The sequence below is a fragment of the uncultured Microbulbifer sp. genome, from assembly GCF_947498635.1.
GTDB lineage: Bacteria > Pseudomonadota > Gammaproteobacteria > Pseudomonadales > Cellvibrionaceae > Microbulbifer > Microbulbifer echini.
The window spans coordinates 1-21,788 of sequence record NZ_CANMKV010000047.1; the positions used below are offsets into that span (position 1 = coordinate 1).

Genomic DNA, 21,788 nt, shown 5'->3' on the forward strand with positions numbered 1-21,788 from the left:
TCCTAGTCAGATATTGGGAGAATATACGGCTGAGGCAGCAACCTAAAGGGTGATGCACTTCAGAGTTGAATGCAGGTAATATGATTTGTCAAGCTCGGTGAACCCTAAGCTCCAATAATAAAAAACCAATAAAATACGGTTAATGCAAAGGCTATATCACAGGCCTGTATCGATGCTCTATTACTCGGTTTACGCCTCAAAAGGATTTGATAGCGTGAATACAATTTTTCATGACTCTAATGGAGATAGACAATTTTGCTGCGAGTAATTCCCAGGCATGAATAACACCTGGACACAGGTGAAACTCGGTACTGACATCGGCATTGATTAGTAAGCGCCCGTACTGGCTGTTTTCATCTCGGAATATATCCAGCTCCGCTACTGCAAATCTTCAGCGTTATGTAAGTATGCCGGTGCTACAACAGGGTTTATGTTACTTTTGCCCACGGCATTTCTAAGGTATGCCTGTCATGTGGTAAGGTTGTCAACGCTACTCCAGAGCACATAGGGTATAAGATTGGAGTCCTCAGTACTATTTCTGTCGTCGAACATTGGATAGATCAGAATTTGTCTGGTTAATATGGTCTGCGCTACCGCCGTCCGCCGCCTGTACTATCGCCGATTACCGTGAGCCGTTTTGGATTGACTCCCTGCGATTCGGCATTCTTAGATAGCCAATTTAGTGCTGAATAGTAGTCTTCAAAAGGGAGTAGGGATGGAGGGGTACTCTGGCGTTTTGCAATATCCCACCGAGAGAGCAGGTACTCCACATCTCCAAGGATAAATCCGCCGTCATGTAAGTAAACTAGTGCTGAGTCCGCTATTGATCCTGCTTTGTTATACCAACGTATCTGCAAGCTTTTCCATTGACAACTTTCACCAGGACGCTTTGTATCGATAAGTCCTCTGGTCTTGGTTGCTCGCGGAAAAGCGCTCCTAATACTCCCTCTCCAACTTCGCATCTTGTCATTGCATCACCCACAGTAATTGGCTCAATAGATTCCAATAGAGCGCTGAGTTTTGTTAGGGGTTGGATGAGCTGGAGGGCGGCCGAAAAAACCATAGTCTATCCGTAATTTATAATCTGGAGTTGGCTACCGATCTTGTTGCGAAATAGGCATATACTGGGCGCCTATAGCTTCACATATGTTTTCGTACACTGCATTGTAAATGAGAGCTGAATCTCCGTGCTTCAGTGGTTGGTACGGCCTTGGTATGACGCGAATCCGCCAGTCAAGCGACGCTAATAAAAATTTCCTAGTCATATTCAAGGGCTATTATTTATTAGTGGTGTCATTGTGCTGAAAATGATTTTTCCTAAGTGATTTTTTTCTTTGATGGGATTAATAGATTTCGTGGTTCGGGGAGGCGTTAGCCGAGCAGCAGCTGAAAATATAGATTGCCGTTTAGTGTCCAATTTATTGGTGCATTCTGAAATATGCATGAACTGTGGAATAGTTAATTAGCGTTAAGGGTCTGTTTATACCGTGGGGAATTAGTGTAATTTTCTTTCCGGGGTAATAGTGCTTATTATTCGAGCCCAAGATGAATATTTATCGGGCGAGCTTCTATTTTGACTCCATATTTGAGGATTAAGCTGAGAAACTTTATCCTAAAGTGTACAAGCACAAAGCTTACATATACAAAACGGTTTAGATTTCAGTGCCTTTCAATATTATTAAGGCTGTATACGGACAAACTTTGGCGTCTCCTTTGGATGCTAATCTGGCAGCGAGCATCTGTGAGAGAAAACGGATTGAGAAGCTAATAAAATAGTCAATGAGAATGTATGAACACTAAATTGGTTTTTTATTTATTTCTTTTGCCAAAAAGGCCCGAGTAGTGTAAGACTCTGTATGCACGGCTATATAGACGGATATCTGAAAGTGCGGTATCAATTGTTTTTTACTGCGGATGACTCTGTCATGATATTACAAAATTGTTTCATTTGGGGGGACCTCTTTGCTAGAATCCGCGGCGATTTTGAGAGAGTAAATTCATGGAGGATTTCAAATGAAAGCCATTACAAAATTAACTGTCGTAGCCTTGACAATCGCCTGTGCTTTTCCTGCACAGGCTAACACAACGTTTAATTTGCCGAATTTTAGCCAATGCTCCGAGGCTGCAACTCAGAGCAATACGAATGACCGTGAGGTGTATCGCATTTTTTCAGATTTCTATTATGAAATTGAAGATAAGCGTGAGTATGCCATTACCGCAGTGAAAAACTGGGCAAAAAATTATGTCTCTAGCTGTATCACTTCTACCACTCAAATTACATTAGATGACGTGCAATGTGATGATTTTATTGGTGGTGCACCAATTTGTCGTATAGAAAGTGATGAAGGTGATTATGTTGTTGTAAAGGACTACGTTGATTCTACCAACGTAGTCCTTTCCAAGCATGATCAACAAAACTGGCCTGGAGTTCACGCCTCCAATGACATGGATATGTTGTGGATGGCCAATCCTGCACAGTGTTACTCTGATCTACTAGGCTCTGGTTGGGATTCTCAGGCGTATTACCTGGATGCCTACAATTACCGTTACTTTGGGGATTATCGTTTTGTGCTGGCCAGAACTACCCGCGACCTGGTGCAAAACCTGGCAGGCCAGTCTGAGCAGTGTGCTTATGAGACGATGGGGATTGAAGCCAATAAAATGGAGTGTGCAGAGACCTCCGGTGGCACCAAAGTATGCGCCTCAAGGCATACCAATGCGGGCTATTTTGTTTTTGTGAGTGATGATAACCACGGCATGCACGTGATATTTAACCGCTGGGATTAATTTTAACGCTTTGATACTAGAAAGCTCCCCTCCAAGGAGGGGCGCTTTCTAGGGAACCTCTAAATAATTTGTGACACCGCGGAGAGTCCCACAGTGTGGACCCTGAAAAGCACATCATGTGCGTTGTGCCTCTTGTGGAAGCGAGTTAAGCGGCGATCTGTGTCTCCCATTTGTAATCTTCATATTCCGCAGAGAGTTTACACAATTATTCGAGTCTCCCTGGATTATTGCTCCTCCCTTTTTTTTACGCCCTATATAATCATATCTCACTATTTTTCGACCCCATTTCCTTGGTAGTAACTGCGGAAAATAATTTTTTCATGTAAGTCTTATTCAAAATATGCCTTGCAGGTGGGTATATGGGCTGCTACATTTTAAATGTGATCACATTTCACGTCTGGAACTTCACGGTTGTCGTGGAGACACTGCTAAATGAAGAAAGCGCGTAGAGGTAATCTATGTATGGTGAAATATTACAGGCTACGTCACAACATAGTACTGAAGTATCTCAATTGGTGGCTAAGTTGCTTGTAGCCCTGGTAGGGCATAAGCGAGAAATCGATACGGATAAGTTAGCAGCGGCTTCCAGTCAGTTATTATCTGAAGCTGGCGGTTTTTCGGCCTTCCTATATTTAGTCGAGTGTAACCCTATAGGTGTCATTACGATATCCAGGTCGGCAGCGATTTATGCTGGTGGCTATTACGGGGTAATTGAAGAATTTTACGTGGAGCCGGAATACCGTTCTCAGTCGATCGGAAAAACTTTACTCAAGAAAGCGATCCAGTTTTCCAGAGAGCAAGGCTGGCCTCGTTTGGAGGTTAGCACACCCGAGAAGAAGAAGTGGCAAAGAATCATTGATTTTTATTATAGGGAAGGTTTTTCCGATAACTCGAATGGTGAGAGGCTTAAGTTGATTTTGTGACTATTGCCTGAGCCTTATTATTTTGGAACTACGTCTTGGACTGCCCTTTATCTTGTTGTGGTAACGAGTATATACCAATTGTAATGTGAAAATATTGTCTGTGTAATTGAATGTTCGTGCAGCAGAAAAAATTTTCGTTGAAATCCAATGTTGTTGCTTTGATTGGTAATAATACTGCCTTCCTGATAAATAGCTTTTTCCATTGGTTTTATGTTTTCGGAGTTGGATTGATTGGGGGCGCGATCCGAATTCCTTATTTTTAAGCTTGAGATACTGATAATTTCACTTAACGGATGTTTTATCGGTATTTTTTTGTCTGACTGTTGGGTCTTTCTGGGTTGTTTGTTGCTCTGGAAGACTGGTTAACAGTGTCATAATCTCGATCTTGATTTTTTCAGTTTAATATAATTAACTGCGACCCGGTTTTTCGGTATTTCAATCTTTGATGCTTTACTCTGCTTGATTAGTAAGAAAAATAATTTGTAGTGGGCGCCAAAGATACGAAAAGGCAGAGGCAGGCTTAATAAGTCAGCCCTATAAATCCTTAACCAAAAGGTCAGGTAAAGTAGTCGGCCGGTTTTATTAAAAGGAAAATAATGAAACGTCGCGATCTTCTTAAAGCCGCAGGCGCCCTCTCTACATTGCCGTTGGCTGGTATGACCACTTCGACAGCTCAGGCAAGTAATCGTACAGCGGATTCCAGTTTCCCAAAATCTATTATGCATGGCAGCCTGGAGGATTCGTCCGGATTACTTAAAGTGGTTCAGGGCAGCTTGCCGGATGATGTCACTGGACACTTGTTGATGGCCGAGGGAATTCCACTTGCCTCTAACCATTTGACACCTAACGGAAAAGGCGCGCTCACCCGGCTAGATTTTAGCGGTAGGACTAGCAGCGATAGCGTGGCGTATACTCGAAAAATGATAAGAACTGCCTCTGCAGTTATGCAAGAGCAGGACTTGAGTGGCTTTGATAAGTTTAATTTGCTGGGAGGTACTATTTATTCGAGCCCAAATCTAGGCTTCATGAACTACTGCAACACCGCTCCCAATTATATGGGAGATAACCGTTTTGCCATGAGTTATGAAGGGGGGATGCCTTATGAGTTCGATGCTACTACCCTGGAAATGATAACGCCTATTGGCGAAGTAGATGAGTGGGAGTCCAGTTTGCCTCCACTTCTTGATAACCTCACCCCTAATAAGTGGCTGTTTCCACAGATTCGAACCACAGGTCACCCCTTCTTTGATTTAGACACCGGCGAGTGTATTACCATTAATTATGGCGGCAACATGGGGGATTCTGGGCGTTCGGGCTTTATTCGCCTGATCGCTTGGGATCAACAGGGTACTTTTAAAAGCTGGAATATTCGTGATCGCCAGGGAAACAACGCCTATATTGCAGCCAGTTCCCATTCTCTGGGTGTTACCCGCAACCATGTCATTATCTTTGAAACGGCGGCCAGGGTGGAATCCACCCGTATCCTCGGTACGCGTATTGTGTTGCCGCAGGAACATAGCACCCGCTGCTGGGTTTTACGCAAGTCCGATATGGTTCCGGGGCGCGAGGACATTATTGCCGATTACCTGGAGCTAGGCTTCGATACCTCCGATATTGTCTGTAACTACGACGATAGCGCGGGTGAAATCACCCTCTATGGCCAGTATATGGGGGCTATGGATAAGTCTGAACAGCTGTTCCGTTATGAGATATTTCAGGAGGGGGGGCTGGTGCCTAAATGGTTGTCCGGCTACCCGGTGGCCCCGGTGGATGTCGGTGGCCTGGTGCGGGCACGGATACAGGTGACCTCCAACTTCGCACGGGAGATCAGGGAGGATTACCGGGTTATTCGTGATGAAAACCTTCTGTGGGATATGAACGATCCAGCATATCGCGGCCACTTCCAGTTTCCGGAGACTTTTGAGCACCTATATTGGGCCGCAGTAGGCTACCGCCCGGACTTAGTCTCCATGCGTGTCTCCTGGGCCTACCGAAATTATCCCGAGCGTTTTTACAGTTATTGGGACATGCCTGAGCAGAGCAAGCCATCCGCCCTGGTACATATGGATTGCACGCAGATGCGAATTGCCGATGCCTACCAATTCCCCGAGGACTGTGTAATGCGCACGCCTCAGTTTATGGCCCGGCCCGGCTCCACGGCTCAGAATGATGGCTACCTGATTGCAGCCGTAGTCAGAAACCATCCGAGCAGCGCCGACTCTAACGGCAAGGAATTCTGGATATTTGATGCTGCTGCCCTTAGTAGGGGCCCGATCTGTATTCTCGCCAGTGAATCCCTGGAGTTTGCCACCACCAATCACGCCCTGTGGGTACCTTCTATTAATCGCCGCCCGGCAACAGCTTACCGGTCTGGGTATGGGGATTTCCTGCGTGGTAAGGCACCAGACCATAGCCGCAATGTGCAGGAGATTATCAATAGGGAGCTACTCCCCAGGTTTGGCTAAGTTTTTAATCACTGGAAATACCAAAGCTTTGTATTTAGCAAGTTAGTAAAACACGCTCTAGTCATAAAACAGCAGGGGAACAAAGGCATGTACCAGCAACTTCTAACCGGGCGAAGTCATTTGTTGCGCCGGGCTACCAATTTTCTTTGTGCGGCAGGTTTATTTATTGCTGCGGGAGCCTCGGCGGATCAGTTGCCACCGCCCATTGATGTACCAGAGGTTTTAAAAAACTATCAGGGTACCCAGGATTGTTTTCCAGGGGTTATTCACGACCCATCAACGATTGCTGAAGTCCAGGCGATCGTACGCGATGCGGCAGCGCAGGGGCGCAAGGTCATGGCTGGGACCAGGCGCTTTAACAGCCAGATTGATGCAGCTTGTGCCGGTAATGGTGAGGTACAAATCACCCTGGAAAATATGGATCAGGTAGTTCGTCTCGATAAGGAAAACCGCCTAGTAACGGTCCAGGCAGGTATGCGCTTTAACGACCTGACGGCCTACTTGCGTGAGCATGAACTCAGTGTGCCTATGGTTACTGAGCTGGCGATTTTTTCGATTGGTGGAATGCTCGGTAGTGGTACTCACGGCTCTACCTTCACACAGAAAAGCAACATGATCTCCGACTATGTCACCGAGATGAAGATCGTCGATGGCAAAGGAGATCTGCGCGTGCTTACCGGGGAGATGCTCAATGCGGCACGGGTAAACCTCGGAGTGTTGGGTGTTGTGGTTGAGGTGACTATTGAAGCCGAGCCCGGTTACAAGGTGCGTGCCAAGGTAAAAGGTCAGCGGGATGATAGCGACCTGGAGAGCGTCATTCTGGATCTGGCTCGGGACAATCACTCCGCCAATGTTGCCTGGTTTCCAGGGTTGGGACGTTATACCGTTACCACCTATAATAAGGTGCCCCTAAGTACCCGGGGCAACGCGTATAACGCCCAGGCGGATGTTTCTGATTTCTCTGAATATCTATTTGGTCTGATCTTTGACAGTCTTCACGAGGCTGATAGTACAGCTTTACAATGTTTTGCTGCATCTTTGCGCTACACGGCCCGTACAGGTTCTTATTTCCGCGATGTCAATTCGGGCTTGAAGAAGTATATCAAGCCGACGGGCCATGCGGATTTGATGCAGCACTTTGTCTGTAAGGAGCCGAACAATTGTGTTTGGGATAAACTGCCCATTGCCCTTCAGGAAGTGGCTATACCTTTTGAGGAACTGCCCAACTGGATAGCCGACGTACGCCAGATTATGGCCCACAGTGAGCGCACCTGCTTCCCGCTAAATGGCATCTACTTCCGTTTTGGCAAGGCATCGGAGAGTTACTTGGGAATGAGTGCAGGCCGCGACACCGCTTTTGTCGGTATTGAATATACCTTGCGTCAGCGCGGTGAGGCAGTGCCCAAAAACTACTTTGTAAACCTAGAAATCGAGCAGATGTCTCTGCGTAAGTATGGTGCCCGCCCACACTGGGGTAAGAACTCGGTAGCAATATTCGAGAATATGCCCTCCCGGTTCCCCAAGTGGTCTCAGTTCCTTGATGCTAAGGCTGAGTTAGATCCAGAGAATGTCTTTACCAATCCATTCTGGGAGCGTGTCAGTGGGCAGGACCCACTCGAGAATTACCTAACCCCTCAGTGTAATGCAGACGGCCAGTGCTATTGCCGAACTGACCAGCATTGCGAGCAGGGGGCAACTTGTCAGGCAGGCAGTTGGTATTCCGAGGCGCGGATATGTAAGAAAGATTAGGCTTGAGTTGATACAAAAGGAGTGGTGGCTTCGCCACTCCTTTTTATTTTAGTGAGGACTGAGTGTTAATTCTTTGAAAGGTGCTCTTTAATAAGCAGACAAAACTTTTCTGGATTTTCTATTGGCAACATGTGATTTTCTGAAGCTGCTTGCATAAGTTTAGATGATGGAGTGTGACTGGCAGCAGATTTGGATACTATCTGAAAGAGTTTTCTGGTTTCACTGCCGTATCCAATCGTAGTGGAAATTTGGATTTTCGACAGATGCTCTTTATCCAAGCAGGGCTTTTCAGTTTGAGAGAGTTGTAAGGGAAGGGTGTGAGCATTTTCCAGTTGCTGGGCACGAAGTGCTGGTGCTTGTGAAGAGAAATAGCCAGCGCTGTTCCCGGAGCCATCAATAAGAAACGCCACAGCCTCCTCAAACTCACCGCTAGTAACCGCTTCGAATACCTTGCCAAACATGGCTTCGGCATCCTTCATAAACTCTTCCATTTCCTTGGTGTTCAGATGTCCGGGATATCCAGGTTCATAAATAAATAAGCTGTTGAACAATTTGGGTGCTTTTATCGTTGCGTTTAAGGCAACGTCAGCACCGTAAGACCAAGCGATCAAATGTATGGGGTCCTCACCAAGCGTGGCTGAGAAACTAATCAGATCATTGGCATGAGTTTCAATGCCAAAATTTCCACTCGAGCCTTTATTATTAACACCAAAATGTCTTTGGGTGAGAGAAACAACCCTGTATTCATTTGAGAGTATGTGATAGTGCGGTTCCCACATTCTTTCATCGGCAAGTGCACCATGAAGAAAGAGGACGGTTTCTTTAGGTTTTTCTAGTGAGTGCTTCATCTTTGCTATATAGGCTTTATTGTTTCTTTCTAACTTTTCACTCTTTGTAAAGTTTGATAAGGACCAAGAAGCGGATAGCGGCTAAGTTTATCCGATCCCCCAAGTGTGTTCCCTTAATAGGGGCAGTGAGTGTTCAGCACCTATGCTCAGGCGATATGTATCACTGATGGGTGGATATATCAATAAAAAGGATGCGTCTACTCCGGTGGCAAGTTTAAAACTCAGAATAGGAGATGTGATCCAGGGGGGGCTGTGCGAAAAAAAACGCTCAAGGTGCTTAATATTCGATGGAGTTCTTAAGGATTTAAAGCCTGCATATAGTGAATATATGAACAATGTTAATGTCAGGCTGTGACTAAAAATTTTTTGGGTGCTATCTCGTGTGCGGTCATGATGTCTATTGAAAGCATGGCATCTCCAATCAAGCCACCTCCAGCCAAGCGACCGCCAATGGAAGCGGACAGCAAGATTTTTTTGATTGCTGCCTTAAACTAGTTTCCTTTAGTCTTTTTTGGTGATGTCATACTCGGCCACCTATTCGTGGTTGGTGATATTTGGGAGTCTACGTCACAGGAGGGTGGGCTGGATTGACGTGTTAGATAAGAGGAGGCCCTGGTCCACGTGTTTTTTATGGGCGCCTGGGGATGACTCAGGCGCTGAAATCCGGGAGGCTTGCCTTAATGGTTTATTAGAGGCGTGGGAGGATATTCTTCCTGCTGGGGTTACTTATCCAGTAACTGATCTAATGGCAATTCAGTGCGGTAACGCACCTGCTTTAGGGAAAAGCTACTCTTAATATGATCAATGCCAGGTAACTCTGTCAGCTTTTTATCGAGAAATTCCTGGTAGGCTTGCAGGTTTGGGACAACCACGCGGAGCAAGTAATCGAAGTCACCGGTCATTAAGTAACATTCCATAACCTCCGGCCACTGGCCGATAACGGATTCAAAATCCTGCAGCTCTTTCTTTACCTGGTGGTTGAGGGTGACCTGGATAAAGACACTAACTGGAAGACCTACTTTTTCAGGCTCCAATAGGGTCACGGCGCGTTTGATAAAACCCTGCTCATGGAGGTTTTTGACCCGGCGCGAGCAGGGGGAGGGGGAGAGGCAGACTTTTTCTGCCAGCTCGATATTGGGGATAGTGGCATCCTCCTGGAGAATTTCCAGGATCTTTTTATCGATGGCATCCAGTAAATAGGCCATGGTTTTTTCCGTATCTCTTCTCTCTGAACGTATACCGGGTTCTCCGGTTGCTTCACCTCACCCTCGACATCAAAACATTCCAGTTTAATTTTGTCTCAGGCAGTCATCCTGTTTTCTAGGGCGCTGTGAAATCGTCTCTTCTTTGTTATAAATATCCGCTGCCCAGTTTTCTACTGGATGACCAACTACCTGCTATTCGTCACATTCCACTTACCGTCCAGTGAATAAGGAAGACAGTAGGCAAGGGAACTTGCCAGCTTGCACCCAGAGTGGGTACACCCGCGCAGTCTCTATTCGAAGTATCCCTAAAAAACCGGCTTTTTGAGTGAATTGTTGCTAGCAGCTTGTGATCTTTAGCGAGTTGTGTCCGTATTATGCCCCAGTCAGGCTTATTTTGGTATGACCTGCTTGGCCGGGCGGTGTTAATTTTAGCGTCCAAGCATAAGTCACGATTTGGATTTCGGCGGGGTCGCGCAGTGTTGACATGATTTCGACGCCGTGACTGCCGATTGGATCGGGCATAAAAAAGCAATAATGAATAAATAGGTGGTACCCATGGCAATGGTCGAAGGCGATCAGGAGCTGGGCTTTGATACGGAGTATTCTCTCAAAGCCGCGTTTACCCGCGATTCTGGCCGGGTTTTTTTGACTGGTATTGATGCACTGGTACGCCTGCCTCTGATGCAGAAACGCATGGATGAACTGGCGGGCCTGAACACCGCAGGTTTCATTTCAGGTTACCGGGGTTCCCCGCTCGGCGGTTACGATCAGGCCCTATGGCGACACAAAAAGCTGCTCGCGGGGCACGATATCCACTTTGAGCCCGGTATCAATGAAGACCTGGGGGCCACCAATATCTGGGGTACCCAACTTATAGACCACTACCGCGAGCAGGCTACCCGTGATGGGGTTTTCTCCATCTGGTACGGTAAGGGCCACGGTGTTGATCGCACCGCAGATGTATTTCGTCAGGCCAATATCCAGGGTACCGCCAAACTCGGTGGTGTCCTGGCTCTGTGTGGTGATGACCACACCGCTGAATCCTCCATGTTTTCCCACAATACCGACCAGATTTTTGAGTCGGTCATGATGCCGCTGCTGTTCCCCGCCAGCATCGACGAGTACCTGACCCTGGGGCTCGCCGGTATTGCCCTGTCGCGTTTCTCCGGTCTTTGGGTAGGTTTTAAAGCGATTACCGAAACGGTGGAGGCTGGAGCTTCCCTGGTGGTGCCGGGCTTGCCGCAATTTACAATTCCGGCGGACTTTCCTATTCCCGCCTACGGCCTGAATTACGATCCGCACCTCAACTGGCCTGCGGAGCGCTTGGAATATGAGCGCCGTATGCTGGAGGAGCGCTTGCCGGCGGCTCAGGCCTTCGCCTATGCGAACCGCCTGGATAAGACCACCCATGAATCGGATCGCAAGCGCTTCGGTATTGTGACGGTGGGCAAGGCTCACGGTGATCTGCTCGAGGCTTTACAGCTGCTGAATTTGGGTGAGGAAGACCTGTGCCAGGCGGGCATTGCTATTTTCAAAGTAGCGATGTCCTGGCCCTTGGAACCTCGTGCGATCGGTGGGTTTGCCGATGGTATGGAGCGACTGCTGGTGGTGGAGGAAAAGCGCCCACTGGTGGAAGACCAGCTGAAAAACCTCTTGTATGGCTGGGATGACGGCCGACGCCCGAAAGTGGTGGGCAAGAAGGACCTCAATGGCGACGATCTGCTGCCGGCGATCTGGGGCTTCGGTCCGGATCAGGTGGCCAAGGCAATCGCTCGCTGGCTGGCGGATACGGAATTGGCCGAGAAGCTTATTCCGCTGGCGGAAAAACTGGGCGGTAATGTACCGCAACGGGCCCAGGGGCTTCTGGCGCGCGAGCCAATTTTCTGTGCCGGCTGCCCACACAACACCTCCACCAAGTTGCCGGAGGGCAGCCTGGGTAGTGCTGGTATTGGTTGCCATATTATGGCCCTGGGCAAGGGGCTGCGTACCGATACCTATTCCCATATGGGGGGGGAGGGGGCGCACTGGGTGGGATTGCATCGCTTCTCCAATGCCGAGCATATATTCCAGAATATGGGTGACGGGACCTATAACCATTCCGGTCTGCTGGCGATTCGTCAGGCAGTGGCCAGCAAGGTCAATATCACCTACAAAATCCTACTCAACGATGCGGTCGCTATGACCGGTGGCCAGCCCGCAGATGGTGAGGTGAATGCGCCCAGTCTGGCGGCGCAGTTACTGGCTGAAGGGGTTGGGCAGGTGGTCTTGCTCAGTGAAAACCCGGATCACTGGCGTGAGCACCGCGCCCAGTTACCCGCAAAGGTGGAGGTACTGGATCGCTCTGAACTGGATGCCGTGCAGCGCCGCTTGCGGGAAACCCCCGGTGTTACCGCAATAATTTACGAGCAGGTGTGCGCGGCAGAAAAGCGTCGCCGCCGCAAGAAAAAACAGATGGTGGATCCGCCCAAGCGGCTGTTGATCAATCAGCGCGTGTGCGAGGGTTGTGGCGATTGCAGTGTGCAGTCCAGCTGTATAGCCGTAGAACCGTTGGAAACCCCCTATGGGCGCAAGCGCCAGATCAACCAGTCCAGTTGCAACAAGGATATGCGCTGTGCCGATGGCTTCTGTCCGAGTTTTGTCACCGTCGAGGGCGGTGACCTGAAAAAACCGCCGGTGCAGTCTCTGGCGGAATCTTTGGATTCTGCCATCGTTGATTTACCCACAGCACCAACGGCCGCGCTGGAACAGCCTCTCAGTATTCTGGTGGCCGGTATTGGCGGCAGCGGTGTGCTCACCGTGGCGGCACTTCTGGGCATGGCTGCACACCTGGAGGATAAGGGTAGTACCACCTTGTATTTCACCGGGCTGTCACAGAAAAATGGTGCGGTGGTGGCCCACGTAAAAGTGGGTGCGAGCCCAGAGGCTATCACCACTGCGCGTATCCGCGATGGCGCTGCCGAGCTGCTGCTCGGTTGCGATATGGTGACCGCCGCAGGCCAGCGCCCGAAGTTTGCCACGGGCACAATGCGTGCGCTGGTGAATACCGCCGAAGTACCGGTCGCGGCCTTTGTGCGCGATAACGAACTGGCGTTCCCGGCGGATGCCACCCAACAGAGTATCGAGTCTCTGTGTGCTGAGTACTTTGCTTTCGATGCAAACAAGTATGCCCAGGCATTGTTTGGCGATAGCGTCGCCAGTAACTTGATGATCATGGGCTTCGCCTGCCAACAAGGGCTTCTGCCAATCGGTGAGGCGGCTCTGGAGCGGGCGATTCAGCTGAATGGCGTCGCAGTGGAAAATAATCTGCGCGCATTCCGTGCGGGTCGCCTGCTGGCGACCGATCCGAGGGCCATTGAAAAGCTGGCGGTACCGGCGCAACCGGTCAAAATGATTGAGCCGCAGGAGTCAGTAGAGCAGTTGATCTCGCGTCTGGGTGCGGAGCTCGTGGAATACCAAAATACGGCTTATGCTCACCAGTTTAACCAGCGGATTGGGCGTTTACACCAGGCGGAGCTGGCCCTGCCGGGTGCCACAGGAGAACTGACTCGCAGCGCGGCCAATAGCCTGTATAAGGCTATGGCTTATAAGGACGAGTACGAGGTGGCGCGTCTCTACGGTAGTGAAGATTTTCAACGTCAGCTGCGCGAAACGTTTAGCGGTGATTACACCCTGAAATTCCATATGGCACCGCCACTGCTTGCGCGCCCCGATGCCAGTGGACGGGTTCGTAAGATGCAATTTGGTCCCTGGATGGGTCGTTTAATGCCGTTGTTGGCACGCGGCAAAGCATTGCGCGGTAGCTTTATGGATGTGTTCGGTTACACCAAGGAGCGGCGTGTCGAGCGCGACTGGGCTCGCCAAGTGGCTCAGGCGATAGACTGGGTAACGGCCCGTTTGTCGGCAGATAATTTGGCTGACGCGCAGGAGTTATTGGAGCTTCCACAGCAGGTGCGTGGTTATGGGCATGTGCGCGAGCAGAAATTTGCTCAGGTACAAGAACGCTGGGAAGAACTGTTTGCCCGATTTGCTCGTGGCAGCGGGGATCAGGCCACAGTGGCGGCCTCTTAATTAAGGCGCCTTGTTCGGGAGTCTCTGATTAAGGAATCTCTGAATACTTTGATAGTACCTGTGGTTTTCAGAGGTTCCTCAACCTGGGCAGAAGGAAATTAGCGGGTTGAGGAATAGCCCGGAAATCCCTGTGAGTGCTACAGGTGCGGCGACGGCGGAAAAGCACAGACAGTCCATATCCTGGGTCGCTATGGGTTTGTGCACTTGGCCCGGTTCGCACAAAACAAAATCGCCCCGTCCATAGATGCCTCTGTGATCGGAAAAACTGCCGTTTAATACCAGGGCAAACTCCTGTCCGCGGTGGTCGTGTTTCGGCAAGCCGCTGCCGCTGCGCAAACGGTGAAAAGCCACTTCATAATCGTTCTGCCCTGACTTGAGCCGGCATATTTGCAGGTTTCGGGTCAGGCTTTTCCAATGTCGATTTGGGTTGCGGTTTAATAGTTGGTACAGGACCCGAGGGAGATGCTCCAGAACCGGATCCTGATCAATTTGTTCGCCAATGGGGGTGTCTTCTCCCTTTTCAGCAACTTTATCCGGGGTCTGGTTGATCCGTTGCATCAGGCGCTCGAAGGCATTGGCCTGCAGAGGCTGCGCTGGGCTTCCATTAAGCAGGGAGCCACCGAGATTATTCAGGGTATGAAAATGGGAGCGGCAGTCGGCACACATTTGTACATGGGCCGCTACAACGAGGCTGGGGCCGCGGGCGAGGCTGCCCGAGGCGTATTCCAACAGTAGGTTCTCATCCGGATGGTGGCGAATCATTCGGTATTTACCTGACAAATCTGGCTTGTAACTTCTTCATGGCCAGGCGTACGCGGGATTTCACTGTGCCCAGGGGCAGGCGCAGTTCCTCTGAAATTTCGCTGTGGGATTTTCCCTCCATATAGGCCTTCTCCAAAATATGGCTCTGCTCTGAAGGCAGGGCACTGAGGCCGTCGGCAATGTCGCGCTCGTTGCGCTTGTGTTGTAAAAAAAGTAAGGGCTGATTTTCCAGATTTTCATCCCAGATATCCGCTACATCAACATCGCTGTCGCGATTTTGGTGGCGTTGGCTACGGCGCAGCATATCAATTCGACAATTGCGCATAATAGTGAATATCCAGGTGCTCGCAGAAGCTTTGCCCTGATCAAAGCGGGGGGCCTTATGCCAAACCTTAAGCATCACTTCCTGCACCAACTCATCGGCGGTTTCGATATTGAGCGCCTGGGTGCTGCGACTGTGGTGAAAGCCCTTGATTAGCGGAGCAAAATGTCGGAATACGCGCTCGAACGCCTGTCGGTCACGTTGAGTGCCAACCTGCGTAAGTAGCCTGCTCCAGTCATCCTTGTAATCCTGGGAAGCTTTCACCGCAATTCCATTGCTGTTGTGTCTTTGCCTATGCGCCATATTAGCGCTCTCTGCTGTGATGTCGATATCTTGTACGTATCTTCGCGGCGAATGGATTGGTAATTTTTAATTCAGTTCTATGATCCGTCTTCGACAGACTAACGTAAATCAGAGGGATTGCGCTGGGGAATACCGTGGAAGAGAAGATGAGTAGTCGAACGCTAGTAAAGGATATTCAAGCTTATTATCGAGATTTTCTTGTGAGGGATCCCGCCAATTTGTCAAAAATGTATAGCGATAAAGTTGTATTTCGCGACCCCCTGCACCGTATTGAGGGCCTGCCCGCCTTGAAGTCTTATTTTTCCGGTATGAGCCGTGGTCTCACTCAGTGTCGTTTTCGTTTTGAAGAAGCTTCGATTACTCGTGATAGCGCCTGTTTACCGTGGTATATGCACTATGCACATCAATCATTAAAAGGGGGGCGACCTCTGCGTCTGCGGGGCTGCAGTTTTGTGCGTTTTTCTGACAAAGTGTTTTATCACGAAGACTTTTATGACATGGGAGCGATGGTCTACGAACAAGTGCCACTTTTGGGCTCTCTGGTGCGCAAAATTAAATTGCGCATGGGGCAGGGTTAATTGGTGGGGGAAATTCGCGATAGGACTCTATGGATAACCGGGGCTAGCTCCGGTATTGGACGAGCTTTGGTTCTGCGTTTTGTCGCGCATAACAATGTTGTGATCGCCAGTGGCCGCCGGCGCGAGGCGCTGGAGGAATTACAGCAAATTGCTCCTGCGCGTATTCACGTGCTCGATTGCGATGTGGCCGATGATCAATCTATGGCGGCTATCTCGGAGCGACTGAGGGCGTTAACCGATCACTTGGATACAGTTATCGCCTGTGCCGGCACCTGTGAGTACGACGATGATTTGCAGCTTGAAAATGCCATGTACCGGCGGGTATTCGATGTTAATTTCTTTGGCGTAGTGAATACCTTGCGCTGTGCTTTGCCTTTGTTAGCGATCAGTCAATCGCCACTTTTTGCGGCCCTTGGCAGTTTATCCTCGGTGGTGCCGTTTCCCAGGGCGGAGGCCTATGGCAGTTCCAAAGCGGCACTCGATTACTTTCTGGCCTCAGTGCGCGCGGACGTCTGTCACACCAATCTCAAGGTGGTATTAATCCGTCCCGGATTTGTCGAGACCCCCCTCACCGCAGAAAACGACTTTTCCATGCCTTTCCTGATCAGCGCGGAGCGGGCGGCGAAATATATCGAAGAGGGCCTTGCCAGGGGAGCATCGACTATTGATTTTCCCCATCGCCTGAGCCTGCCATTGCGTTTTCTGGGCTTTTTCCGTTCTCTTTGGTTCCGTTTTTGCACAACAAAAATAAGCAGGATTCGTACCTTAAGGAAGAATTGATGCGTATCGCGATTGTCGGCAGTGGGATTGCCGGGCTGACGGCGGCCTATCTATTGAGCCGCAAGCACGAGATCACTTTATTTGAGTCGCAGGATCGCCTGGGCGGTCATACCGCGACGATTGATATTCGGGAGGGGATACGAACACTGGCCATCGATACTGGATTTATTGTTTATAACGACTGGACCTACCCAAATTTTATCTGCCTGCTCAATGAGCTGGGCATTGAGTCCCAGCCTACCGTCATGGGTTTCAGCGTGCGCTGTGACCGGGAGAAGTATGAGTATGCCGGTAATAATCTCAATACACTATTTTCCCAGCGTTCGAACTTTCTCAGCGCCGGCCATTGGCGCATGCTGTGGGATATCGTGCGTTTTAATCGCGATGCCACCCGGGATTGGCGCGAAGGACGACTGCATGAAGGTTTAACCCTGGGGGAATACCTGCCTGCCAATGGCTATTCAGCGGAGTTTGCCGATCGCTATCTGGTGCCCATGGGGGCGGCGATCTGGTCGGCCAGTGTGGCCCAGATGCTGGAATTTTCGGTGAATTTCTTTGTGCGCTTCTTTTTCAATCACGGTTTGCTCAACCTGGTGCGCCGGCCCCAGTGGCGGGTGATTAAAAGGGGGTCACGCGCCTATATTCCTGCACTCAGTGCGCCATACGCCGACAAAGTGCGTCTATCCACCAAGGTGCAGTCCCTCAGGCGCACAGCGCAGGGCGTGGAATTGAAAACCTGCAAAGGTGAGCAGCATAATTTTGACGAAGTGGTCTTAGCCTGTCATTCGGATCAGGCCTTGGAGTGCCTCGAGGATGCTTCTGAGTTGGAGCAGCAGCTTCTCGGTGCCATACCCTATACGCGCAACAGCGTGGTATTACACACGGATACCGCTTTGCTGCCGCAGCGCCGGCGCAGCTGGTCGAGCTGGAATTACCGACTGCGCGCCGAACAAGACCAGCGGCCTCTGCTCACTTACAACATGAACATTTTGCAGGGGCTGCAAACCGACAAAACCTATTGTGTCACTCTGAATGCTCAGGATCGTATCGACCCGGAAAAGGTTCTCGGCCGCTTTGAATATGCACACCCCCAATTCTCCGTTGCGAGCTCCCGAGCACAGCAGCAGTGGGCGCGGATTAATGGAGTCAATCGCACTTGGTTCTGTGGAGCCTATTGGACCAATGGTTTTCATGAAGATGGAGTAAACAGTGCCTTGCGGGTCGCTGAGGGCCTTGGTGTTGCCTGGTGAGGGAGAAGCCTTAATGGAGAGCGCTATCTACACCGGTTGGGTACAGCACCGCCGCTTTGCGCCGCGTCAGAATGAATTCCGCTACAAAGTTTTTATGGTGTATGTGGATCTGGCGGAGGTGGATCAGCTTTGTACCCTATCGCCCTGGTGGTCCAAAAAGCCCTGGGCACCGGCGCGTTTTCGGCGGGAGGATTTTTTGGGAGATCCGGCGTTAAGCCTCGATGAAGCTGTGCGCCGCCGGGTTGAGGAGATTTCTGGAGAGCGTCCACAGGGGCCTGTGCGCCTACTCGCCAACTGGCGCTACTTTGGCTATAACATGAATCCTATCAGTATTTATTACTGCTTTGATCCTGAGGGCAAGGAAGTGCGCTGGTTATTACTGGATGTACACAATACACCCTGGAAGGAGCGACACAGCTATGTGTTGGATTGCCGCTCCGGAGCGCGGGTCCAGAAGGTGGTGTTTGCCAAGACGTTTCATGTTTCCCCGTTTATGCCCATTACCCAGGGTTACCGCTGGCGCAGTATTACTCCGAGCGACCGCCTTACCGCTTATTTGCAAAATTTTGATCAGACTGCAGAAGGGCAATGTGAGCGCCCGCTGTTCGATGCCATTCTGAGCTTGCGCCGTCGAGAATTGAGTGGCTCTCTGCTCAATCGCATCTTAATTCAGTACCCATTGATGACTGTAAAAGTGATTGCCACCATTTATTGGCAAGCGTTGAAGTTATGGTTCAAGCGCACACCTGTCTATGCTCATCCCGGCGACAGGGGAGGGGGGAAGCATTTATGAAGGTTGCAGAGGAGTCACCCGCGGCAGCTGCCGCAGAGGAAACTCAGTCCTGGTTGGTGCGGCTCGCACGCAAGTTGGTCCTGAGTAAGATGCAAGTAATTGAGCGCGGTCACCTGTTAATTGAAGAGGGAGGAGTCAGTTACCGGTTTGGCCAGCCACTAGAGCGGGCAAAAATACGCGCGCATATTCGTGTCCGGGATGGGGATGCCTATGTGCAGGTATTGCTCAATGGCACCATCGGCTCTGGCGAGGCTTATATGCAAGGTGCCTGGGATTCTCCAAATCCATTGGATGTGATTCGCGTGATGGTCGATAACATGTCCCTGGTTGAGAGCATGGATGGCCGCTGGAGTCAGCTACCCCGTACGGTGTTGCGTATACTGCACCGATGGAATAGCAATAATCGCAGCGGCTCGCGCAAAAATATTGCCGCACACTACGATCTGGGCAATGACTTTTTCAGGTTGTTTCTCGATAAAACCATGCTCTACTCTTCGGGGATATTCCCTTCAGAGCACACCTCTTTATACCAAGCCTCCGTTTATAAAATGGAGCATATTTGCCAGAAACTGCAATTGAAAGCCGATGATCATTTACTGGAAATTGGCACTGGCTGGGGGGGGATGGCCATTTATGCGGCAAAGCATTACGGCTGCCAGGTAACCACCGCGACCATTTCCGCAGAGCAATATGAGTATGCCCGCGGGTGGGTGGAGCGGGAGGGGTTGCAGGACAGGGTTACCGTGCTGTTGCAAGACTACCGGGACTTACATGGCTGCTTTGACAAACTGGTCTCTATTGAAATGGTGGAAGCCGTTGGGCATGAATACCATCGCAAGTTCTTTTCAATCTGTAATCGCCTGCTTAAAGACGAGGGATTGATGTTGATGCAGGCTATTACTATCGCAGACCAGCGTTACCACCAGTACCGCAAAGAGATAGATTTTATCCAGCGCTATATTTTTCCCGGCGGTTGTTTGCCATCTAACCAGATTGTTGCTGAGCAGATAGCCACAGCCACGGATATGCAGATTGTGGGGTTGGAAGACATTACTGCGGATTATGCGCGTACCCTAAGGTACTGGCGTGAAGCGTTTTTAAGTCAGTTGTCACAAGTGCGTCAACTGGGTTTCGACGAACGCTTTATTCGCATGTGGGAATTTTATTTGTGTTACTGCGAAGGTGGATTTATGCAGCGGGTGATTAGTACCGCCCAGTTTGTCTTCGCCAAGCCGCGTTATCTCGGCAGGTTTTGATGTGGCGATGGATCGCCAATGCCTTACTGTTTGATGTTGCCTGGCCTCTCTGCGTGATCGTTGCGAGGCCTTGGGTTGTTGTGCCGTTCACCCTGGCGAATTTATTCATTCACCTGGTTTTTGTGGCAAACCTACGCAGGGAGCCCCTGTGGCTGGGCGCTGTTTTTCTGTTCGGGGTGGGGGTGGATTCTGTACTTTTTCATCTGGATATATTGCAAAATCGAAATGATAGTTCCTGGCCGCCAATCTGGTTGATCTGTTTGTGGTTAAACTTTGCTATGACACTGCGCTACAGCTTGGTTTTTTTACAGCGCAACCTCTGGTTCGCCGTATTATTGGGCGGTTTCTTCGGTCCTTTCAGTTACTACTCCGGCGCCTTTTTAAATGGCACTGTAGAGCTGGGTCAGCCTTTGTGGCAATCACTGATGATACTGTCACTGTTGTGGGCGCTAATGCTACCGGCTTTTAGCTACTTGGCTCGTACGATCAACCCTGCTCAACCGTAAATGGTTACACTGTTTTTAAAAGGTGGGCGCTGCTTGGGCACCTGATCGCGCTGGTGATCGGGGCGTGGATCGTAGTGCCACAAATGGGCTGAAGAGCCTTGCAGCAGAGAAGGTGTCAGTCGCTCAGTAGATGATTGACTACATTATCCTAGTGCAGCCCTATCGAAATAAGGATGGCTAGCCACCAAATCTGGTCGAGATGGGGTGCTCAAAGACAGTGGGCAGAATGAGTTCACTACACTAATCCATTAAAAGGAAAATGTGGTTTCTGGTTTTGTCACCTTAGCCACCAAGGAGCAAGTAGTGGACGCTTACCTCGCGCGGGTCTTGATCTTGATCGGGGCTGTAGGGTTAATGAATTCCACCTATCTGGCGGCGGAAGAGATCGGCGAGGAAAGGGGTGACATTTACGGGAGCGGCGAGAAAGAGGAAAACGGCGAGGACGACGAGGACGATGGATTTGGCACGGTCGCTGGTAATCTGGTGATTGCCTCCGACTATATGTTCCGCAGCATCTCCAACTCAAATAATGGTCCCACGGTTCAGGGAGATCTCAATTGGTCCCACGATATAGGCTTCTATATTGGTGTGTGGACAACCAACACGGACTTTGGCGGTCCGGGCAACAGTATGGAATTTGATCCCTATGTTGGGTGGTCCGGAAATCTACCGGATACTGAGGTCAATTTAAATATCGGCTACTGGTCCTACAATTATCCGAAATCGGAATTTGATTTTGATTATGCTGAAACCTATCTGATCCTTAGCTTTACGGTAGATAAATTAACGATCAGTCCGAGTCTCTGGTATTCAAATAATTACTTCGGCAGAGATTTTCTCAATAATGTGGACTCTCTGGCTTATGAGGCGACGTTCAGTTTTGAGCTTGCCAGCTATATGGATATTGTTCTGCATCTCGGCGAGCAAACTTTTGAGTCCTCATACAGTCACCTCAACTATGGCTATTACGACGCTGGTATAGATTGGAAAATCAGCGATTATATTTTGGGATTGCGTTGGTACGATACTGATGGAATCGATCCATTCCTGGCCAACCCAAATTTGGCCGATGGGCGATTTGTGTTTAAAGTCACCCGCAATTTCTAGTGTTGAACACAAGCTCTTAGGAATTGCTCTGCAGCGGCGGGGACCTCACCTCTAAGGCTCTCTTTATTGCTGGGCGGGTTGAGACA

18 protein-coding genes are annotated in these 21,788 nt (G+C 49.9%); 12 read left to right on the forward strand and 6 right to left on the reverse strand.

Annotated elements, in window-relative coordinates; genetic code table 11:
- Positions 1 to 196: 196 nt before the first annotated feature.
- Entirely contained in the window at positions 197 to 373 is a 177-nt protein-coding gene (locus Q1A69_RS20435) for a hypothetical protein (protein ID WP_366525607.1), read from the reverse strand.
- Positions 374 to 590: 217 nt separating this feature from the next.
- Positions 591 to 962 carry an alpha/beta hydrolase fold domain-containing protein gene (locus Q1A69_RS20440; RefSeq protein WP_366525606.1) on the reverse strand — a complete coding sequence of 124 codons (372 nt, stop codon included), beginning with the start codon at positions 960 to 962 and terminating at the stop codon, positions 591 to 593.
- A 1,051-nt stretch (positions 963 to 2,013) separates the two neighbouring features.
- On the opposite strand from Q1A69_RS20440, the gene Q1A69_RS17595 reads away from it, so the two are divergent.
- The 4 genes from Q1A69_RS17595 to Q1A69_RS17610 all read left to right on the forward strand — a co-directional run bounded on the left by Q1A69_RS17595 (position 2,014) and on the right by Q1A69_RS17610 (position 7,924).
- Entirely contained in the window at positions 2,014 to 2,787 is a 774-nt protein-coding gene (locus Q1A69_RS17595) for a hypothetical protein (RefSeq protein WP_299588363.1), read from the forward strand.
- A 458-nt stretch (positions 2,788 to 3,245) separates the two neighbouring features.
- Positions 3,246 to 3,710, forward strand: a complete 465-nt coding sequence (locus Q1A69_RS17600; RefSeq protein WP_299588365.1) for a GNAT family N-acetyltransferase — start codon at positions 3,246 to 3,248, stop codon at positions 3,708 to 3,710.
- Positions 3,711 to 4,306: 596 nt separating this feature from the next.
- On the forward strand, positions 4,307 to 6,175 hold the full coding sequence (locus Q1A69_RS17605) for a carotenoid oxygenase family protein (RefSeq protein ID WP_299588368.1): 1,869 nt from the start codon (positions 4,307 to 4,309) through the stop codon (positions 6,173 to 6,175).
- Between the two features lie 87 nt (positions 6,176 to 6,262).
- On the forward strand, positions 6,263 to 7,924 hold the full coding sequence (locus Q1A69_RS17610; protein WP_299588371.1) for a D-arabinono-1,4-lactone oxidase: 1,662 nt from the start codon (positions 6,263 to 6,265) through the stop codon (positions 7,922 to 7,924).
- 65 nt (positions 7,925 to 7,989) lie between these two features.
- Here Q1A69_RS17610 and Q1A69_RS17615 read toward each other — a convergent pair whose 3' ends face one another.
- Positions 7,990 to 8,772, reverse strand: a complete 783-nt coding sequence (locus tag Q1A69_RS17615; RefSeq protein ID WP_299588375.1) for an alpha/beta hydrolase — start codon at positions 8,770 to 8,772, stop codon at positions 7,990 to 7,992.
- A 722-nt stretch (positions 8,773 to 9,494) separates the two neighbouring features.
- The gene (locus Q1A69_RS17620; protein ID WP_299588379.1) at positions 9,495 to 9,977 is read right to left on the reverse strand and encodes an Lrp/AsnC family transcriptional regulator; all 483 of its coding nucleotides are present in this window, start codon (positions 9,975 to 9,977) and stop codon (positions 9,495 to 9,497) included.
- 555 nt (positions 9,978 to 10,532) lie between these two features.
- On the opposite strand from Q1A69_RS17620, the gene Q1A69_RS17625 reads away from it, so the two are divergent.
- On the forward strand, positions 10,533 to 14,045 hold the full coding sequence (locus Q1A69_RS17625) for an indolepyruvate ferredoxin oxidoreductase family protein (protein ID WP_299588381.1): 3,513 nt from the start codon (positions 10,533 to 10,535) through the stop codon (positions 14,043 to 14,045).
- 78 nt (positions 14,046 to 14,123) lie between these two features.
- Here Q1A69_RS17625 and Q1A69_RS17630 read toward each other — a convergent pair whose 3' ends face one another.
- Together Q1A69_RS17630 and Q1A69_RS17635 are read right to left on the reverse strand one after the other, a co-directional pair.
- Positions 14,124 to 14,807, reverse strand: a complete 684-nt coding sequence (locus Q1A69_RS17630; RefSeq protein ID WP_299588383.1) for a ChrR family anti-sigma-E factor — start codon at positions 14,805 to 14,807, stop codon at positions 14,124 to 14,126.
- 7 nt (positions 14,808 to 14,814) lie between these two features.
- A complete protein-coding gene (locus Q1A69_RS17635) occupies positions 14,815 to 15,432 on the reverse strand; it encodes a sigma-70 family RNA polymerase sigma factor (RefSeq protein ID WP_299588386.1) in 618 nt (205 codons plus the stop codon).
- Positions 15,433 to 15,578: 146 nt separating this feature from the next.
- Between Q1A69_RS17635 and Q1A69_RS17640 the strand changes: the two genes are divergently transcribed.
- The 7 genes from Q1A69_RS17640 (at position 15,579) to Q1A69_RS17670 (ending at position 21,702) form a co-directional block, all read left to right on the forward strand.
- Positions 15,579 to 16,010, forward strand: a complete 432-nt coding sequence (locus Q1A69_RS17640; protein ID WP_299588388.1) for a nuclear transport factor 2 family protein — start codon at positions 15,579 to 15,581, stop codon at positions 16,008 to 16,010.
- A gap of 3 nt (positions 16,011 to 16,013) precedes the next feature.
- Positions 16,014 to 16,790 carry an SDR family NAD(P)-dependent oxidoreductase gene (locus Q1A69_RS17645; RefSeq protein ID WP_299588392.1) on the forward strand — a complete coding sequence of 259 codons (777 nt, stop codon included), beginning with the start codon at positions 16,014 to 16,016 and terminating at the stop codon, positions 16,788 to 16,790.
- Positions 16,790 to 18,040 carry an FAD-dependent oxidoreductase gene (locus tag Q1A69_RS17650; protein WP_299588395.1) on the forward strand — a complete coding sequence of 417 codons (1,251 nt, stop codon included), beginning with the start codon at positions 16,790 to 16,792 and terminating at the stop codon, positions 18,038 to 18,040. The genes Q1A69_RS17645 and Q1A69_RS17650 overlap by 1 nt, the downstream gene beginning before the upstream one ends.
- A gap of 13 nt (positions 18,041 to 18,053) precedes the next feature.
- Complete coding sequence (locus tag Q1A69_RS17655; protein ID WP_299588398.1) at positions 18,054 to 18,833, forward strand: DUF1365 domain-containing protein; 780 nt, start codon at positions 18,054 to 18,056, stop codon at positions 18,831 to 18,833.
- Complete coding sequence (locus Q1A69_RS17660) at positions 18,830 to 20,089, forward strand: cyclopropane-fatty-acyl-phospholipid synthase family protein (protein ID WP_299588401.1); 1,260 nt, start codon at positions 18,830 to 18,832, stop codon at positions 20,087 to 20,089. The genes Q1A69_RS17655 and Q1A69_RS17660 overlap by 4 nt, the downstream gene beginning before the upstream one ends.
- Positions 20,089 to 20,595, forward strand: a complete 507-nt coding sequence (locus Q1A69_RS17665; protein WP_299588403.1) for a DUF2878 domain-containing protein — start codon at positions 20,089 to 20,091, stop codon at positions 20,593 to 20,595. The genes Q1A69_RS17660 and Q1A69_RS17665 overlap by 1 nt, the downstream gene beginning before the upstream one ends.
- Before the next feature lie 303 nt (positions 20,596 to 20,898).
- Positions 20,899 to 21,702 carry a TorF family putative porin gene (locus Q1A69_RS17670; protein ID WP_299588406.1) on the forward strand — a complete coding sequence of 268 codons (804 nt, stop codon included), beginning with the start codon at positions 20,899 to 20,901 and terminating at the stop codon, positions 21,700 to 21,702.
- Positions 21,703 to 21,788 lie beyond the last annotated feature (86 nt).

Bases quoted from the DNA above. Each gene is read 5' to 3' on its own strand.
- Q1A69_RS17620 (WP_299588379.1), bottom strand. From the start codon at position 9,977: ATGGCCTATTTACTGGATGCCATCGATAAAAAGATCCTGGAAATTCTC.
- Q1A69_RS17605 (WP_299588368.1), top strand. From the start codon at position 4,307: ATGAAACGTCGCGATCTTCTTAAAGCCGCAGGCGCCCTCTCTACATTG.
- Q1A69_RS20440 (WP_366525606.1), bottom strand. From the start codon at position 962: ATGCGAAGTTGGAGAGGGAGTATTAGGAGCGCTTTTCCGCGAGCAACC.
- Q1A69_RS17655 (WP_299588398.1), top strand. From the start codon at position 18,054: ATGGAGAGCGCTATCTACACCGGTTGGGTACAGCACCGCCGCTTTGCG.
- Q1A69_RS17625 (WP_299588381.1), top strand. From the start codon at position 10,533: ATGGCAATGGTCGAAGGCGATCAGGAGCTGGGCTTTGATACGGAGTAT.
- Q1A69_RS17630 (WP_299588383.1), bottom strand. From the start codon at position 14,807: ATGATTCGCCACCATCCGGATGAGAACCTACTGTTGGAATACGCCTCG.
- Q1A69_RS17665 (WP_299588403.1), top strand. From the start codon at position 20,089: ATGTGGCGATGGATCGCCAATGCCTTACTGTTTGATGTTGCCTGGCCT.
- Q1A69_RS17600 (WP_299588365.1), top strand. From the start codon at position 3,246: ATGTATGGTGAAATATTACAGGCTACGTCACAACATAGTACTGAAGTA.
- Q1A69_RS17615 (WP_299588375.1), bottom strand. From the start codon at position 8,772: ATGAAGCACTCACTAGAAAAACCTAAAGAAACCGTCCTCTTTCTTCAT.
- Q1A69_RS17610 (WP_299588371.1), top strand. From the start codon at position 6,263: ATGTACCAGCAACTTCTAACCGGGCGAAGTCATTTGTTGCGCCGGGCT.
- Q1A69_RS17650 (WP_299588395.1), top strand. From the start codon at position 16,790: ATGCGTATCGCGATTGTCGGCAGTGGGATTGCCGGGCTGACGGCGGCC.
- Q1A69_RS17660 (WP_299588401.1), top strand. From the start codon at position 18,830: ATGAAGGTTGCAGAGGAGTCACCCGCGGCAGCTGCCGCAGAGGAAACT.
- Q1A69_RS17640 (WP_299588388.1), top strand. From the start codon at position 15,579: ATGAGTAGTCGAACGCTAGTAAAGGATATTCAAGCTTATTATCGAGAT.
- Q1A69_RS17635 (WP_299588386.1), bottom strand. From the start codon at position 15,432: ATGGCGCATAGGCAAAGACACAACAGCAATGGAATTGCGGTGAAAGCT.
- Q1A69_RS17595 (WP_299588363.1), top strand. From the start codon at position 2,014: ATGAAAGCCATTACAAAATTAACTGTCGTAGCCTTGACAATCGCCTGT.